General features: G+C 53.5%; 14 protein-coding genes. 5 read left to right on the forward strand and 9 right to left on the reverse strand.

Features of this window, described 5'->3' with window-relative positions; all coding sequences use genetic code 11:
• Positions 1-20: 20 nt before the first annotated feature.
• The 4 genes from ACFODX_RS04015 to ACFODX_RS04030 form a co-directional block, all read right to left on the reverse strand.
• On the reverse strand, positions 21-3,107 hold the full coding sequence (locus ACFODX_RS04015; RefSeq protein ID WP_378116297.1) for an efflux RND transporter permease subunit: 3,087 nt from the start codon (positions 3,105-3,107) through the stop codon (positions 21-23).
• Positions 3,108-3,119: 12 nt separating this feature from the next.
• Complete coding sequence (locus ACFODX_RS04020; protein ID WP_378116299.1) at positions 3,120-4,358, reverse strand: efflux RND transporter periplasmic adaptor subunit; 1,239 nt, start codon at positions 4,356-4,358, stop codon at positions 3,120-3,122.
• Positions 4,355-5,614, reverse strand: a complete 1,260-nt coding sequence (locus tag ACFODX_RS04025) for a TolC family protein (RefSeq protein ID WP_378116301.1) — start codon at positions 5,612-5,614, stop codon at positions 4,355-4,357. Before ACFODX_RS04025 ends, ACFODX_RS04020 begins: the two co-directional genes overlap by 4 nt.
• A gap of 83 nt (positions 5,615-5,697) precedes the next feature.
• Positions 5,698-6,069, reverse strand: a complete 372-nt coding sequence (locus tag ACFODX_RS04030) for a hypothetical protein (RefSeq protein WP_378116303.1) — start codon at positions 6,067-6,069, stop codon at positions 5,698-5,700.
• Positions 6,070-6,226: 157 nt separating this feature from the next.
• Between ACFODX_RS04030 and ACFODX_RS04035 the strand changes: the two genes are divergently transcribed.
• The 4 genes from ACFODX_RS04035 to ACFODX_RS04050 all read left to right on the forward strand — a co-directional run bounded on the left by ACFODX_RS04035 (position 6,227) and on the right by ACFODX_RS04050 (position 10,582).
• A complete protein-coding gene (locus ACFODX_RS04035; RefSeq protein ID WP_378116305.1) occupies positions 6,227-8,746 on the forward strand; it encodes a cation-translocating P-type ATPase in 2,520 nt (839 codons plus the stop codon).
• Positions 8,747-8,839: 93 nt separating this feature from the next.
• Entirely contained in the window at positions 8,840-9,250 is a 411-nt protein-coding gene (locus ACFODX_RS04040; RefSeq protein ID WP_378116307.1) for an MbcA/ParS/Xre antitoxin family protein, read from the forward strand.
• A complete protein-coding gene (locus ACFODX_RS04045) occupies positions 9,250-9,927 on the forward strand; it encodes an RES family NAD+ phosphorylase (protein WP_378116309.1) in 678 nt (225 codons plus the stop codon). Before ACFODX_RS04040 ends, ACFODX_RS04045 begins: the two co-directional genes overlap by 1 nt.
• 271 nt (positions 9,928-10,198) lie before the next feature.
• On the forward strand, positions 10,199-10,582 hold the full coding sequence (locus ACFODX_RS04050) for a GreA/GreB family elongation factor (RefSeq protein WP_378116311.1): 384 nt from the start codon (positions 10,199-10,201) through the stop codon (positions 10,580-10,582).
• Positions 10,583-10,920: 338 nt separating this feature from the next.
• Here ACFODX_RS04050 and ACFODX_RS04055 read toward each other — a convergent pair whose 3' ends face one another.
• From ACFODX_RS04055 to ACFODX_RS04075, 5 genes are all read right to left on the reverse strand, one after another.
• Positions 10,921-12,189 carry a hypothetical protein gene (locus ACFODX_RS04055; RefSeq protein ID WP_378116313.1) on the reverse strand — a complete coding sequence of 423 codons (1,269 nt, stop codon included), beginning with the start codon at positions 12,187-12,189 and terminating at the stop codon, positions 10,921-10,923.
• 32 nt (positions 12,190-12,221) lie between these two features.
• The gene (gene arsJ / locus ACFODX_RS04060; RefSeq protein ID WP_378116958.1) at positions 12,222-13,424 is read right to left on the reverse strand and encodes an organoarsenical effux MFS transporter ArsJ; all 1,203 of its coding nucleotides are present in this window, start codon (positions 13,422-13,424) and stop codon (positions 12,222-12,224) included.
• Positions 13,425-13,426: 2 nt separating this feature from the next.
• Positions 13,427-14,566 carry an acyltransferase family protein gene (locus tag ACFODX_RS04065; RefSeq protein ID WP_378116315.1) on the reverse strand — a complete coding sequence of 380 codons (1,140 nt, stop codon included), beginning with the start codon at positions 14,564-14,566 and terminating at the stop codon, positions 13,427-13,429.
• A 120-nt stretch (positions 14,567-14,686) separates the two neighbouring features.
• Positions 14,687-15,694 carry an ArsJ-associated glyceraldehyde-3-phosphate dehydrogenase gene (locus ACFODX_RS04070; protein ID WP_378116317.1) on the reverse strand — a complete coding sequence of 336 codons (1,008 nt, stop codon included), beginning with the start codon at positions 15,692-15,694 and terminating at the stop codon, positions 14,687-14,689.
• A gap of 39 nt (positions 15,695-15,733) precedes the next feature.
• Complete coding sequence (locus tag ACFODX_RS04075; protein ID WP_378116319.1) at positions 15,734-16,078, reverse strand: metalloregulator ArsR/SmtB family transcription factor; 345 nt, start codon at positions 16,076-16,078, stop codon at positions 15,734-15,736.
• 98 nt (positions 16,079-16,176) lie between these two features.
• Here ACFODX_RS04075 and ACFODX_RS04080 point away from each other — a divergent pair, with 98 nt between their 5' ends.
• Positions 16,177-17,262, forward strand: a complete 1,086-nt coding sequence (locus tag ACFODX_RS04080; RefSeq protein ID WP_378116321.1) for an ArsO family NAD(P)H-dependent flavin-containing monooxygenase — start codon at positions 16,177-16,179, stop codon at positions 17,260-17,262.
• The last annotated feature ends 97 nt before the right edge of the window (positions 17,263-17,359 follow it).

The raw sequence follows: 17,359 nt of genomic DNA on the forward strand, positions 1-17,359 counted from the left end.
TGGCTCACCCCAACCTACGGTCACACTTTTTTGCGATACACCAGCGCATACAAAATCGGCAATACCACTAGCGTTAATAATGTCGATGAAATAATTCCACCAATCACTACCGTTGCCAATGGCCGCTGCACCTCTGCACCAATTCCCACATTAAATGCCATAGGCACAAAACCTAAACTGGCGACCAGTGCGGTCATTAATACCGGACGCAAGCGTGTTAGGGCACCTTCGATAATCGCGTGAATTAAATCGCCGGATTCGTGGTAGAGCTGGCGAATAAACGCGAGCATGACTAATCCATTTAAGACAGCAATGCCCGAGAGCGCAATAAAACCGACACCGGCAGAAATGGAGAGCGGCATATCGCGCAGCCAGAGTGCTAACACGCCGCCGGTGAGCGCGAGCGGTACGCCGGTAAAAATGATTAGCGCATCTTTAATGGAACCAAAGGCCATTACCAACAACAGAATTACCATCAACAGTGTAAGTGGAACCACTATGGCTAAACGTTGGCTCGCTGACTCAAGTTGCTCAAAAGTGCCGCCGTAATCCAACCAATAACCGCTAGGCAGTTTTATGTCGCTGGCGATGCGGGTTTGCACTTGATTCACAAAAGAACCCAAATCGCGGCCGCGCACGTTGGCAGTGACTACCACTAAACGTTTGCCATTTTCGCGGCTGATTTGGTTGGGTGCGGGCGCCAGTTCAATGCTGGCGATTTCATTTAGAGGGACAAATCCCGGCTCGATTTTTATCGGCACGGGTAAGCGTTCAAGCGCGATTAAATCGGTGCGCAAATTTTCAGGCAGGCGCACTACCAATTCAAACCGGCGATCACCGTCAAAAATTACACCAGCACTTTCGCCAGCCATGGCAGTGGCGACAAAATCTTGCAGTTCATCCAGGCTTAAACCGTAAGCCGCGAGTTGTTCGCGTTTGGGGGAAACAGTTAAAACCGGCAGGCCAGTGACTTGCTCCATACGCGCATCGGCAGCGCCGGGAATTGTTTCCAGCAGTTGCAAAATTTCTGCCGCCGATTGTTGTAGTTGCTCCAGGTCATCGCCAATCACTTTAATACCCAGATCTGAACGCACACCGGAAATGAGTTCGTTAAAACGCATTTGAATCGGTTGGGTGAATTCGTATTTGTTGCCCGGCAATTCGCTTACCGCCGCTTCCATGGCAGCTACCAGATCCGCTTTTTGGCGTTTGGGTTCTGGCCAAGCGCGGCGCGGTTTAAAGGTGACGTAAATATCCGCCACTGAGGGTGGCATAGGGTCGGTGGCAATATCAGCGGTGCCGATTTTGGCAAACACTTTATCCACTTCTTCAAATTGTTTGATGCGCGCTTCCAGAATTCCCTGCATATCTATTGCCTGCTGCAAACCCGTGCCGGGAATGCGCAGTGCGTGCAGGGCGATATCGCCTTCATCCAATTGCGGAATAAATTCCGAACCCAAACGGGTGGCCAGCCAGCTGCTAAATACCACCAACAACACTGCCGCACTCAATACCCAAGCGCGTTTATTGAGTGCCATTAATAACAGCGGGCGATAGGCATTTTTTGCAACGCGCATAAAGCGGTTTTCATGCTCGGCAACCTTGCCGTTCATAAACAGTGCCACCGCTGCCGGCACAAAAGTGAGCGACAATATTAACGCGGCAATTAAGGCGATGACCACGGTGGTGGCCATAGGGTGAAACATTTTGCCTTCCACACCGGTGAGCGAAAAAATGGGCAAGTACACCAGAGTAATAATGCCCACCCCAAATAAACTCGGGCGAATTACTTCGCTGGTGGCTTCATAGGCGAGTTGCAAACGTTCTTTTAATGACAAATGACCGCCGCGCTGGGCTTCACCCAAACGGCGAATGCAGTTCTCCACAATAATCACTGCTCCGTCCACAATCAAACCAAAATCCAGCGCGCCCAAACTCATTAAATTGGCAGAGACACCGGCCTGCACCATGCCGGTAATGGTCATTAACATGGTGATGGGAATTACCGCCGCGGTGATTAAGGCCGCGCGCAAATTGCCGAGCAATAAAAATAAAACCGCAATCACCAGCAGCGCACCTTCCAGCAAATTTTTTTGCACAGTGCGAATGGTTTTTTCTACCAGTGTGGTGCGGTCGTACACCGCAATCGCTGTCACTCCTTCCGGCAGCGTGCGATTTATTTCCTGCAATTTCATCGCCAACGCACGCGCCACATTGCGCGAATTTTCACCCTTTAACATAAGCGCGGTAGCGAGCACAGTTTCGCGGCCATTTTGGGTGGCTGCACCGGTGCGCAGTTCACTGCCAATCGCGACCTGGGCAATATCCGCAATACGTACCACAACGCCTTGGGCATTGGTGACTATGACATTTTCAATATCGCTGATATTTTTTAATTGGCCTTCACTGCGCACTAATAATTGCTGGCCATTGTGCTCAATAAAACCCGCGCCGCGATTTTGGTTATTGGCCTTGAGCGCATTCACCACCTGCTCAAAACTCAATTGCCACTGCAATAATTTCACCGGGTCGGGGGTAATGTGATATTGCCGCGTGTAACCGCCAATGGAATTGATTTCCACCACACCTTTCACTTGCATTAATTGCGGGCGAATAAACCAATCCTGCAATTCACGTAACGCCATCGCATCAAATTGTTGCGGGTCGCGCGCCTCCAGCGTATACATAAAAATTTCGCCAAGACCGGTGGCGATAGGGCCCATCACCGGTTCAATATTTTCCGGCAGCGCGGATTTAATCGGCGCGAGGCGTTCCGCAATTAAATTGCGCGCAAAATAAATATCCGTGCCTTCTTCAAACACCACGGTGACTTGCGACAAACCGTAGCGCGAAATCGAACGGGTGTAGGCGAGTTTGGGCAAACCCGCGAGCGCGGTTTCCAGCGGGTAGGTAATGCGCTGCTCGGTTTCCAGTGGCGAATAGCCCGGCGCCTCGGTATTGATTTGCACCTGCACATTGGTGATGTCCGGCACCGCATCAATCGGCAAGCGCTGGTAATTCCACAGGCCGAGGGCGATTAATCCGAGCACCGCAAACATGACCAGCCAGCGGCGTTCAATCGCCGTGCGTAAAATAACTTCAATCATTTGCGCTGCTCCCTAGTGATCGTGCGCGGCACCGGATTTCTCCAGATCGGCCTTGAGCAAAAAGGAATTTTCCACCACATAGCTGTCGCCGATTTTTAGGCCGCTGAGTACTTCAGTGAATTGACCATCGCTGCGCCCCAGTTCGAGTGGGCGAATTTCGTAGCTATTGCCAATCTGGATAAACACCACCGTCCAATCGCGAAAGCTTTGCAGGGCGCGGTTATCCACCAGTAAATCCACCGGCGTTTGTGCTACATCCACCCAGCCTTCCACGGCTTGGTTGGGCACCCAGTTGCCCGCGCTGTTATCCACCGGCGCATGGACTTCCAGCGCAGGGGTATCGCCGTGGCGGGGGGTGATGAATTCAATTTTGGTCGCGGCCTGCTGGCCATCGGCCTTGATCAGCACCGCCTGCCCCGGCTTGACCTTGGCGGCATCGGCGGGAAAGGCTTGCAAATGCAGCTCCAATACGCGCTCGTCGAGGATGCTAAACAGCACCCGGTCGGCGGTAAATTCACCGGCATTGGCGTGGCGTTCCACCACTGTGCCATCAATAGGTGACAGCAGCGGGTACTCGCGCAGGCTTTCATTGGATTCCACCCTGGCGATCACCTCACCCGCGGTTACGCGCATACCTATGCTGGGTTTGACCGAGCGGATCAGGCCGGGGTAGCGCGCCTGAATGTGGCTGACTCGCAGCGGGTCGGCCACTATATTGCCGTAGAGTTTGATGCGCTCCTGCAACACCCCGGCACCCGCGATAGCGGTGGTTAACCCGGAAGCGTTGGCAACGTCTGGCGCCATTACCACCCGCCCTTCATAGGAGGGATAAGCCCAGCGATAGCGTTTGTTTTTGTAGCTGGCGGTGACCTCCACATCAAACGAATGCGGCTCCTCCACCACACCTTGCCCGCGCAGAAAATCCTGCTCGGGGGTGAATACAAAACGATTCACTTCACCACCCAAGCGGGTGAGTTGCACTTCTAATGTCCATTCATTCGGCTTTAGCGATTTGCCATCCACCGTCGCCCAGGCGCGGTATTCGGGCGGTACATCTTGTTCAAAAATCGCCAGCTCGACCACAAAGTCGCCCTCTGCTAACAAGCGGCCGTTGTGGGCACCTTTTTGCGGCTCATCTTCATGGTGCTCATCATGGCCGTGACCGTGATCGCCTGAAGCAAAAAGCTGTGCCGACACACCGAGGCTCGCGGCCAGTAACAGGGTGTTTATCAATAATTTCATTAATTTCATTGGGCTGTCTCATCAAATCGGGTTGGGTCGATAGGAGCGGACGCGGTCAAACGCTCCAGTTCAATGCGGGTTTCATGGGCGCGCAGGGCGGCGTCGATCAGCGCGGCGCGGGCCTCCAGCAATTCGCGCTGGGCAAGGGCCAGCTCCAGCGAGCTGTAGCGCCCCTGCTCGAAGGCGGCGCTGGTAGCGCGATGGGCGTCTTGCAGCAGTGGCAGGATTTGATCGCGTAGGCTGAACAGCTCCAGCAAGGCCTGTTCGTGGGCGCTGTAGGTTTGTTTAAGGCGGGCTTCCAGCTGGATTTTGGCGCTATCGGCGGCGAAGTTGGCGGCATCCTGCTCGGCGCGCGCCTTGCTGATGGCACCGCTGGCGCGTTTACCGCTCGCAAGCGGAATACTGATGCCCGCCACCAGCGCGGTATCGTCAGTCGCCTGCAACTGGCGCACCCCGGCATTCCAGCCCAGGTTGATTTGCCCCTCAGCTTCGGCCTTGCGCAGTTCAGCAGCGCGCAGGCGACTCTCGTCGGCTAGCAACAGCAAATCCGGGTTGTGCGCGAGGCGCTCTTGCCATCTTGCAAAGGGTTGCGGGTTAGTAAGCGCATACAAATCACCCTCGGCGCGGGTGAAATCCGGGGTGCTATCGGCCCAATAGGCGCTGAGTTTTAGTGTTTCTAACTGGACTTGCTGGCGGGCGCGACCGACATCCAGCGCCGCCTTGGCTTGCGCCGCGCGGGCGCGCAATAACTCCTCCTGCGGCGCGCGACCGGCCTGCACCCGTTTGCTTAAGCTAGTTACTAAGGACTGCGCCAGCTGCTGCGCCTGCTCCTGTACTTGCAACTGCTCCTGCGCGGCCAGTAGAGCGATAAACCGGTAATTCACCGCCGCCACCAGATCCAACACCGCCACCCGCTGTTCAGTCATCAACTGCTGCTGGCGCGCGGTGATGACACCGAGGCGGGCATCGCGCTGATCGCCCAGCTCAATTACCGAGGCAAAAGAGAGCGTGAGTTCCGCGCCATCCACACCGGCCAGATCGCCCGACCCGGCGACATTTTCCAGTTCACTGTGCAGGCGCACTTCTGGCCGCAAAGCGGCGCTAGTGTGTTCGCCAGCCAAGGCAGCGCGGCGGAATTGGTAGCCCGCTAACTGCGGGTTGTGCTGCAAGCTGGCGGCCAGCGCATCTTGCAAGCGAATCGCGTCCTGCGCCCAAGCGCAAGTCGCACTGGCCAACAAAACCAGTGTTAATAAACGAGTTTTCATCGAAGTTCCTGCCTGTTTGCGCCAGTTAGGCGCAGGTTATCAAACGCGACTGCATCGGCAGCAGCCACAAGGTCGATAAATAATCAGGCAGTAAAGGGCGGCGCGCGCAGTAAAGGTCGCCAGTGGGGGGAGCGAGGCGGGTAAAACCCTGAATAAAAATGCGGGAAACGGGCGCGTGGCAGTATCAACAACACCAGCGCCAGGGCGGCAAGCAACACCAATCCCAAATCGACCTTGCTCAGCTTCGCCAATACCGATTGACCCAGTTCTATATCCGCGTCCTGATGCACTTCATCCGGGTGATGGTCATGCACCTCATGGCCATCCAGATGCATATGCACCGAAATCGGCGGCTCCTGCCCATCAAAACAAAAATGCCCATGCGCCCCCGCCCAGCTGCTGAGCAGCCAGAACACGAGTGCCACAAAGGCATAGTGAGGGGGGAGTTTGGGCATCGAACGCAACTAATGATTAAGGGGGAAGTGTTAAGTGAGGCAAGCATAACCACGCGGCGGCGGCGGGTAAACCCTTGGTTGTTACTGATCCACATCATAGACACCCGCCCCATCGCCAACTATGGTTGGTTAATTGCCAACCAGCGGAGTGGTGTTGATGAACCCGGAGACCTTACAAGGCCTGAGCCATGAGGAAGCGGCGCGGCGTTTAAAGCGCGATGGCCTGAACCAGTTACCCAAAGCCAATAGCCGCAACCTGTTGCGCATTTTTCTGGATGTGCTGCGCGAGCCTATGTTTGCGCTGCTGCTCGGCGGCGGGCTGATTTACTGGCTGCTGGGCGATACCACCGAGGCGCTGTTGCTGCTGGTGTTTGCCTCTATTTCGGTGAGCATTACCCTCGTTCAGGAATCGCGCAGCGAGCGGGTGCTGGAGAGTTTGCGCGACCTGGCAAGCCCGCGCGCGCTGGTGATTCGCAGCGGCGAACGGCTAACCATCGCCGGCACCCAAGTGGTGCGCGGCGATTTGCTGGTGGTGAACGAGGGCGATAGGGTGGCGGCCGATGCGCGCCTGCTCAGCGCGCAGGAATTGCTGGTGGATGAGTCGCTGCTGACCGGCGAATCGGTCTCGGTGGGCAAAATCGCCCAAGCCCCAAACACAACAGCCGAGGCGATTGCCGACAACCAGCGCATCTATGCCGGCACGCTGGTGGTGCGCGGCACCGGCATCGCGGAGGTGACCAGCATCGGCCTTGATACCGAGATGGGGCATATAGGCACGGCGCTGCGCAGTATCGACACCGAACAGGCGCACCTGCAGCAGCAACTGCGCTGGTTAGTGCGCGATTTTGCCCTGATCGGCGCGCTGGCGGCGCTGGTGGTGGTAGTGCTTTACGGCCTGCTGCGCGACTCCTGGCTGGAGGCGATTTTGAGCGGCATTGCGATTGGTATGTCGCTGCTGCCGGAGGAGTTCCCACTGGTGATGGCGGTGTTTATGGCCATGGGCGCCTGGCGCATATCACAAGCGCGGGTGCTGACCCGCCGCGCCGCGAGCATCGAAACCCTGGGCGCCACTACCGTGCTCTGCACCGACAAAACCGGCACCCTCACCCAGAATCGTATGACCCTAATGGCGCTGGTAGTCGAGACTCACTCTTGGTACGCAGCCATGCAATTGCCGTTGGATGAGGCCAGCAAAACCCTGCTGGATGCCGCCTTGCTCGCCTGCCCGCTGGTGCCGAGCGACCCGATGGATGTGGCGGTACATCGGCTGGCGCAGAGCCACGCCGCACTGACCCGCTTACAAGGCGCCAGCCTGCAACGCGCCTATGGCCTGCGCCCCGACTTGTTTGCCACCACTAATATCCTGCAGCACCCACACGACAATAACCTCCATGCCTATAGCAAGGGGGCACTGGAAGCTATCGCCCAACTCTGCCAGCTCAGCCCGGAACAGCTGGCGCCGCTCAGCGCCCAGGCCAACGAACTCGCCAGTGAGGGCATGAGGGTACTGGCGGTGGCCCACACTCCGGTGCCGGCAGGGGAGTTACCCGAATCGCCGCGTGAACTGCGCTTTGAATACCTCGGCCTGCTCGCCTTTGCCGACCCGCTGCGCGAGTCGGTGCCCGCGGCCGTGGCCGAGTGCCAATCCGCTGGGATCCGGGTGATTATGATTACCGGCGACTACGCCACCACCGCCAGCGCCATAGCACTGCAAGCGGGGCTGCCGCCGAGCGAGGTGCTGGTGGGCGACCAGCTGGAACAACTGAGCGATGCCGAACTGGCGGAGCGGGTCAAAACCACCTCGATTTTTGCGCGCATCCGCCCGCAGCAAAAACTGCGACTGGTGCAGTGCCTGAAAGCCAACGGCGAAATCGTCGCCATGACCGGCGACGGCGTCAACGATGCCCCCGCCATCAAAGCCGCGCACATTGGCATCGCCATGGGCGGGCGCGGCACCGACGTAGCGCGCGAGGCCTCCTCTATAGTCCTGCTGGACGACGACTTTGGCTCCATCGTCAAAACCATCCGCCTCGGTCGCCGCATTTACGACAATTTGCGCAAAGCCATCGAATTTATCGTGGCGGTGCACATCCCCATCGCCGGCCTCGCCATACTGCCGCTGCTCATGGGCTTGCCGATGATGCTCACCCCGATCCACATCGCCTTTCTGGAAATGGTGATAGACCCAGCCTGTTCGGTCGTGTTTGAAGCGGAACAGGAAGAGGAGGACGTGATGAACCGCCCGCCGCGCGACCCGCAAATGCCACTCTTGGTGGGCGAGCGCATCGGTTGGGCGATCACGCAGGGCGCCGTCACCCTGGCTTTGCTCGCCACCCTGTTATTCGGCGGCGCCGCCCTCAACATGCCAGAAGACGACCTGCGCGCCTTGGTATTTGGCGCATTGGTACTGTTCAACATGGGGCTGATCCTGATCAACCGCTCCTTCCGCGCCTCCCTCATCAGCGCCTTCACCCGCCCCAACCGCTCGCTGTGGATCCTGCTCAGCGCCGTCAGCCTCACCCTGCTTATTGCCGTCGGTTGGCCACCAGCGCAACAGCTGTTCAGCTTCGGCAGTTTTCACTGGAACGAATTTTTCGTCTGCATCGCGCTGGGTGTGGTGAGTTTGTTGCTGCTGGAAGGGGTTAAGGCGGTGTGGTTTAGGAAGAAAACAGCCTAAGCAAAATCGTTCAAATCTCATAGTTTTTATTGAATATGTTCACTTTTGAACATAGCATAGATAGCAGGATGTAAAAAGCAGGAGTTAATCCTTATGAATGCCGCACAACCCCTGGCCGCTATTGATGACGCCCAGATCAGCCGCGTAGCGGTGAAACTGTTTTTTGGCATCGCCGAAGAATGGAGCCTGACCGACGAGCAGCGCTGCACCCTCGCCGGGCTTGGCACACGCACGACGCTGCACAATTGGCGGCAAAAACTGGCAACCGGCGAGCCAATCAAGTTGGGCAGAGATACCCTGGAGCGTTTGTCTTACCTCGCCGGAATCTACAAAGCTACACAGCTCTTGTTCGCCGACCCCGCCCAATGGCGACACTGGGTGCGCAAACCCAACCGCGATTTTGGCGGTGCCTCGGCCTTGCAACGTATGCTGGGTGGGCGAGTAGTAGATTTGGTGGATGTGCGCCGTTATCTGGATGGCTGGCGTGGCGAGGTTTATGTTTGATGACAGCACCGATGCAATACACGGAAGTTCACAGCAATACTTACCGCCTGATCCCCAGCCATTTCCCGCCCATCTCACTCTTTGAAAACCTGCTCGACCCTTCCGAACTGGAAGCGGCCTATGCGCTCGAAAGCCTGACCAATGATCGCCTGCAAGATGAGGCAGGCAATATTGCGTTGGTCGCACCGGAAGACCGCGTCACCGGGCCGGGCACCACCGCCATCATGGCCGCCTTTACCCACACCGGTATTGCCAGTCGCTTTACCGATGGCCGCTTCGGTATTTACTACGCCGGTTTACATTTGGAAACCGCACTCGCCGAATCTCGCTTCAGTCGCGCGCGCTTTTTACAGGCCACCAACGAACCCGCACAAATGCTCACCCTGCGCTGCTATAGCTGCGAGGTGCATACAGAATTAGTCGATCTTCGCGCCGATCCGCAAGTTCACAACCCGGACAGTTTTGTTTACGCCCAAACTCTGGGGCGGCAATTAAAAGCACAAAACGAAATGGGAATCTTGTATCAATCGGTGCGCCATGCCGGTGGAGAATGTATTGCCGCTTTGCGGCCAAACGCCTTAACGCCACCGGCTATTCAAGCGGGGCATTATCAATTTTATTGGGATGGAAATTTAATAACGCATGTGTTGGCGGTGACTAATACTTTTCCAATTTAATTTTATTAACCATTAAATGATTGCCGCTCTTAGCGGTTGACTTAAATTTTATCGGGGCTATGATTGGCCTTGTCGAAATTATTTTTATTATTGCAATTATGTTTTCTTTACTGCGTTTTATCCTCAAAAGAGTTTCTCTCGCCTTTCCCCGCTAATCGAGCGTTAAATACGCTCGGCTATTTTTTATTTCGCTTTTTTATTTCTGGTTGATTAAATCCACTTAAAACAGTTTCTGTTTTGAGCCGTTATTTTATTGCGCTGGAGAAGTAAATTGTCCATCCATTATTTCAATCGTTTGAAAAAACGACTGGGTGATTGCGCACGTCAGCATTATTTGCACCTGCCCTGGAGCATGGGTTTAAACACGCTGGAATTATCCACGCTGTTTACCAGCCTGGAGCAGGCCCCTGCTCGCGCCGGTGTGCAAACCCAACGAGTGAATATCGGCCATAAGGTGACGCTATTTGATGTTCGGGAAAAAGAAATTATTGTGCTGACGCTCACTAATCCGCGCGACAGCGATCCGCATAGCGGTTTTATTTCTTGTTTTTCACCCTTGGGTAGGCAACTGATTGGCCGTATGCCGGGTGATCTTGTGGAGGTGAAAATATTTATGCGAACGCTGATCTTCAGGGTGATTCGTATTGAGCATTAATGTTTTTTGATTGGCACGCAAGAGGAGTAATAACCCATGCATGTTGCACACTGCCGCTCGCTGTAAGCAATGCTTCAGCGAAATAGCGAACCGATAAACTTCTGCAAATAATCCAGCGGCAATAGGTGCAGAAGTGTTACTGATCAGGAGTAGACAGCATGTCCAAAGAGAAGGCAAAAAAAGAACCGCAAAAATCACTGAAAGACAAACGCCGCGATAAAAAAGATAAGCGCGCTAACAAATCGGTACTGAGCAGTTAACTGATTTTATTTGATAGTTAAGTCCGTAGCCATTTGCGCACTCATTCCTGAGTGCGCTTTTTTTACAATCGATAAGCCTTAACCCGCCACAAACACCGGTGCAAAACCGCCACCTTGGGTGCGGAAATTGGTGGTCTGGCCTTGATATAAACGCGCGGCGAGTAATTGGATTTTGCCAGCGTAAACGTAGGCGCGAATATCCATTTTGAGTGAGGTTTTTTGCTCGTCCACCATAATGCCGCGCTCGCTGGGTGCTACTTGTTGTTGGGCGACATAATCGCCCTGCAGGATTTCATCCCACACGCGTTTGGTAATTTTGTCGCCGCGATAGGCCGCTTTGCTGCCGTAGCCACTGGCAGGTTTAAAAAATAATTGTTTGCGTGCATTCCACAATTCGCTGGCGTTATCGGCGCTGACTAATTGGGTGTGCGGGATGCCAGCGACCAGCGTGGTTATATCCTCAAGTGTTGCACCAAGGTCACTCAATGTGTTGCCATCGCTCAGCAATACCAAGTTGCGTTTATCCGCATAAAGCGCGTGGTGATGTGGGTTAGGTGTGAGCACTACGGCGTCTTGTTCATAAGCGGCGCGCAGTATTTGGTTGTGCGCTTGCGCGAGGGAAAAATCGGTTAGGCGGTTGTACACCAAATCAATGATTTGCTCCTGGAAAAACAATTGTCCATTCTGCAACTGCAATTCACGCGGATCGACAATCAGGGTTTTGATACCGGCGCGCTCAAACAGGCTTTGTGCCAATAAAAATTCCGGATACAAAAATTGCGCGCTCGGGTTTTCATCCACTATGGCAATGCAGCGCAACGGTTGCGCGCCGCGTGCGAGTTGCCACTCCTGTTTAAACATGGCAACAAATTCTGCATCCAACTGCGGTTGCAATAATACTGGCAGGGCGCCAGCGGCATTACAGCAGGCAGTTTGTGCACTGAGTAGCGCTGCATTCAAAAACGCACCACCAGCGTTGGTATTGATTTCAATAATCTGCGGGCCAGCATCACTCATGTGAAAATCAAACCCCATAAATACACCCGCCGTGGGCGATGGCCGCTGTGCAATAGCGGGCGCATTGTTTAAAACCCGCTGCCGATAGGCTGGCTGCGCCGTCACACGCATCACCGCTTGCACCAGATTTTGTAACTGTTGCCACTGCGCGGGTGAAATAAAGGTAGCCGTGTGTGAAAACAATTGCGCCTCATGCTGCAACACTTCAGCGGGCAATGCCTGGGCTTGCAGACTCGCCAGTAGTTGCTCGCGCTGGAGGGTTTTACAAAAACAGGCGCGATTTAATAATTCCGCCGCTGAACTGCAATCACAAGGATTATCACGATTCATAGCGCACCCGAATGAATTGAGAGGAAAAAGCGTTATTGAGTATTGCGCGGCAGGGCAATAGATATCAATGTGGTTATGCCGATAAACAGCGCGGCTACCCACAAACAGGCAACCAAACCCGCCGCTTGATAAACCCAGCCCGACAACAATGTGCCAATCAAACGCCCCAAGGCATTAGCCATGTAATAAAAACCTACATCGAGCGATACACCATCACTCTTGGCGTAACGCACGATCAAATAAGAATGCACCGACGAATTAATCGCAAACACAATACCAAAAACAATCAAACCGCTGATTAATACCATTGTGGCAGGTAATTCAGTTGTTAATAAAAACGCTAAACTCGCAGTGACTAGCGTCAGCATTAACGCCCAGATAAAAGCGCTGTGACCCGTAGGTGGATTGCCGGTTTTAGTGCGCAGCAAAAAAGGCGCGGCAGATTGCACTATGCCGTAACCAATGACCCAACTTGCTAAAAAGCCACCGGTCTGCCAAAAATTCCACTGCAATTGGCTGCTTAAAAATACCGGCAGGGCGACAACAAACCAAATATCGCGCGCACCAAATAAAAATAAACGCGCGGCGGATAAATAATTAATCGCACGGCTTTTGGAAAAGAGTTCAGAAAATTTGGGTTTGTTTTTGGCTTTGCCTAAATCCTGCTGTAGCGCAAAGATACTGGCAAGCCATACCAGTGCCAATGCCGCTGCCATGGCCAGCACCGCCGCTTTAAAACCCATCAGTGCTAATAGCGCGCCACCCAGAAAAAAACCCACACCTTTAAGTGCATTTTTAGAACCGGTGAGTAGTGCCACCCATTTAAACAATCGCCCCTGTTGCTCGCCCGGCAACAATTGTTTGATGGCACTTTTTGCGCTCATTTTATTTAAATCTTTTGCGATGCCCGAGAGCGCCTGGGCTGCCATCACCAGCGGAATGGTTAACCACTGGCTTGGCACCGCCAGCATGGCCAGCGCAATCACCTGCAAACCCAAGCCGATATTCATGGTGCGGTTCAGGCCAATACGCGCCCCCAAATAACCGCCCAATAAATTCGTCACCACCCCAAAAATTTCATAAAACAAAAACAACGCCGCAATTTGCAGCGGGCTGTAACCCAATTTATGGAAATGCAATACCACCAACATGCGCAGCGCACCGTCAGTGAGCGTAAACGCCCAATAATTACCGGTAACTATGGCGTACTGGCGAATGGCAGTGGAAGCTGGCATTTTCATTTATAGTCGAGTACCCGGTTGTTATCTAAAAATTCTTGCTGGCTCGGTTCATTTACCACCTGCTGTTGCCGATTTCGCCCGCCGCTAAGCCAAGCAAAAAATTGCGGGAATATTGCCTCCAATGCGGCTGCCAATAAAAACAGTAGCGCCAAAGCCATACCCAAGCGGATATAAAAAATCCATACCAGACCAACACCCTGCTGATAGAGCCATTCCCACAGAATATTTTTTAGTGGGTAGTCATGTACCAGAAAAATAAAAAATGAGTAGCCCGCCAATCGCAAATAGGATTTTTTAAGACGAGTGCGACATAAACCCTGGGCACTGATGATTAACAAATACATACCAATCAAAATTATGGCTTTTTGTAACGGCAGCGAGTACCAGTGGCTCACCCGTTGATACCAAAGGCTCATCGAAGGCTCAAGGTAGATACGCGCAGCCGTGAGCAACGCGTAGATTAAAAGCAGCTGAATAATGGTGTGGCTGGTTGGGTTGAGCAAGGCTTTGATTCTCGTTTCATTACCGCACAAAGAAATCCACGCACCTATAATAAAAAACGTGAGCGTGTCATTGTTGAGGAAGTAGCGTCCTTCCCACATTGGGAATAATTGCCAATCCATACACCATGAAAATAACAATAACGCCGGGCCCAATACTCCCAACCGATAAACCAATAAATAGATATACGGCGTTAACAAAAACAATATCATCAAGTCGCGTACAAACCAGAACTGGCTGCCGCTGGGATAAAGCCACCAGACCACAAAAAATTGTTTCCAGCCGCCCGTGTACGGCTGATTAGCCACAATCAAGTTAGGAAATTGATCATAAAACCAAATCAGCAAAGTGATAAAAAGGGTGGGTAATAAAATCGTGTTAACCCGATTTTTTAACTTACTTACCAGCACTGATAAATTAAATGCCGGCCCCTGAAAAAATAACAAACCTGACATAAGGGAAAAAACAGGCACCGCAGCACGGCCAAGAATATTATGTATAAATTCCTGTACCAAATAATTCCCGGTATAGGTACCCGGAAAGGGTTGGCTGTGGTAATGGATAGCGACGATAAGCAGGATTGCTAACAAACTGGTGATACGTAGGGTCTCAGAAAGCTCTGTCCATATTTTCATGATTTATTCTATAGATTGGCTTGGTATTACCCAACAAAATATCCTTGTTGGCCCGATGTTAAATAACAAACGGGCACAATCACCTGGCTAGCATTCCTTACCAACCGGTGACCGCATTTTTTAATGCTGCGCACCGATAAGTTTGGCCAATTCCACCGTGCGATTGGCGTAACCCCATTCGTTATCGTACCAAGCATAAATTTTTACCTGGGTACCGTCTACCACCATAGTTGAGAGCGCATCCACAATTGATGACAAAGGGTTGCCACAAAAATCGCTGGATACCAGCGGGCGTGTTTCATAACCCAAAATATCTTTTAAATAAGTTTCGCTCGCGGTTTTTAATAGTGCATTTACTTCTTTCACACTGGTGGCGCGGTTCACTTCAAACACACAGTCAGTGAGTGAGCCGGTAGCGAGGGGAACACGTACCGCGTGGCCATTTAATTTGCCGCGCAATTCCGGAAATATTTCCGCAATCGCGGTGGCTGAACCCGTGCTGGTAGGAATTAAATTGGAGTGGGAGGCGCGGGCGCGGCGCAAATCTTTGTGGGGCTGATCCAGAATTGATTGGGTATTGGTTAAATCGTGAATGGTGGTGATGGCACCGTGTTTAATACCAAGATTTTCATGAATCACTTTTACCACCGGCGCCAAACAGTTAGTAGTACAGGAGGCAGCGGTAACAATGCGGTGTGTAGCCGCATCAAATAACTGATGGTTCACCCCCATCACCACATTTAATACACCCGGTTCTTTTACCGGCGCGCTGACAACAACACGTTTTACGCCCTGATCCAAATAAGCCTGCAGCAATTTCACTTCGCGCATTTTGCCGCTGGCTTCAATCACCAGATCGCAACCACTCCAGTCGGTTTCAGCGATGGTTTTGTTGCGCGTAAATTTTATCGATTTACCGTCAATAATAATCGCATTGTCATCTGCACTGGTTTCATGTGCCCATTGTCCTTGAACAGAATCGAACTTAAGCAAATGCGCAAAAGTAGCGGCATCACCCGCCGGGTCGTTGATCTGCACAAATTCAAATTCCGGCCAGTGCCAACTGGCACGCAGTGCGAGGCGACCAATGCGACCGAAACCATTAATACCGATTTTGATTTTTTTCATATTCTTTCTCACAACAATATTTATGTTGATGCTGATGGATTAACAACAGCGATTAGGCCGATCTTCCATGGCACACAAACGCTGATGATTTTCCGCAAGCCATTCCCGATTGGCCTCCAGCAGCGTGTGCAAGGTTTTGTTTACCCAGGCGGGCAATTCCGGGTGCAAGCGGTAATAGACCCACTGGCCTTTGCGGCGATCGGCGAGCAAACCCGATTCGCGCAAGAGCGCCAAATGGCGGGAAATTTTGGGCTGGCTCACTTCCAGTGCGCAGGTGAGTTCGCAGACGCAGAGTTCGGTTTCGCGCGCGACCAGGAGCGCAATGCGCGCGCGGGTTTCATCGGCGAGGGTTTTACACAGGCTGTCGGGTGTAAAGTCAGACATAGGCTAGACTGCATATTACATATGGTTTTTCGAATATATGTTTTCGCATATATATTGGCAAGCAGAATTTATTAGCCTTCACCCAGACGGAGCAGTGCATGGAATCAGCGGAAATACACCCATCGACCCACAATCTGATCGACATAGTGATTATCGGCGGCGGGCAGGCGGCTTTGTCGGTCGCTTATTATCTGCGTCGCAGTAACTATTCCTTTGTGATTCTGGATGCCGAAGCCAGCCCCGGCGGCGCCTGGTTGCATGGCTGGGACAGCCTGCGCTTGTTTTCACCATCGACCTGGAGTTCGCTCTCGGGCTGGCAAATGCCACCCACTGGCGAGACTTACCCCGGGCGCGATCAGGTAGTGAATTACCTGCGCGACTATGAAAACCGCTACGCCTTTCCCGTGCAGCGCCCGGTGTGGGTGTCGGCAGTTAACGATCTTGGCGACCGCTTGGAGGTAGTGAGCGACCAGCAGCGCTGGCAGGCGCGGGCGGTTATCAGTGCCACCGGCACCTGGCGCAACCCCTTTATCCCCGCTTACCCCGGCCGCGACCTGTTTCAAGGCGAACAACTTCATTCGGCGCACTACCAATCGCCCACCCGGTTTGCGGGGCAAAAGGTGCTGGTGGTGGGCGGTGGCAACTCGGGTGCGCAGATTCTCGCCGAGGTATCGCGCCTCGCCGACTGCACTTGGGTCACACCCAGTGAGCCGCTGTTTTTGCCCGACGATGTGGACGGGCGAGTGCTTTTCCAACGCGCCACGGATCGCTTCAAAGCGCATCTGGAAGGGCGTGAAATCGACCAACCCGTGGGCGGCTTGGGCGATGTGGTGATGGTGCCGCCGGTTAAAGAGGCTCGGGAGCGAGATGTACTTCACTCGGTGCGACCGTTTAGTCGTTTTACCGCGACCGGTGTTGTCTGGGCGGATGGCAGCGAATCGCCGGTAGATTCAGTGATTTGGTGCACCGGTTTTCGCGCAGCGCTGGGGCATTTGGCAGCGCTCAAGCTGGTCACGGCCGATGGCAAAGTGGACGTACAAGGCACCCGCGCGGTGCAGGAGCCGCGCCTGTGGTTAGTGGGTTATGGCGAGTGGACGGGCTTGGCCTCAGCCACCCTGATTGGCGTGGGGCGCAGCGCGCGCGCAACGGCGGAAGAGGTGATTGGGTATTTGGGCGGTGTTTGATACAAGTAATAGCAAAACTTCTGCTATCGATTAATGAGCAAAATATCACTCATTTAAATTGTTTTACTCAATAAAAGAGAAAAATATTGCTCAAATT

It is taken from the genome of Cellvibrio fontiphilus, assembly GCF_042646205.1.
Taxonomy (GTDB): Bacteria; Pseudomonadota; Gammaproteobacteria; order Pseudomonadales; family Cellvibrionaceae; genus Cellvibrio; species Cellvibrio fontiphilus_A.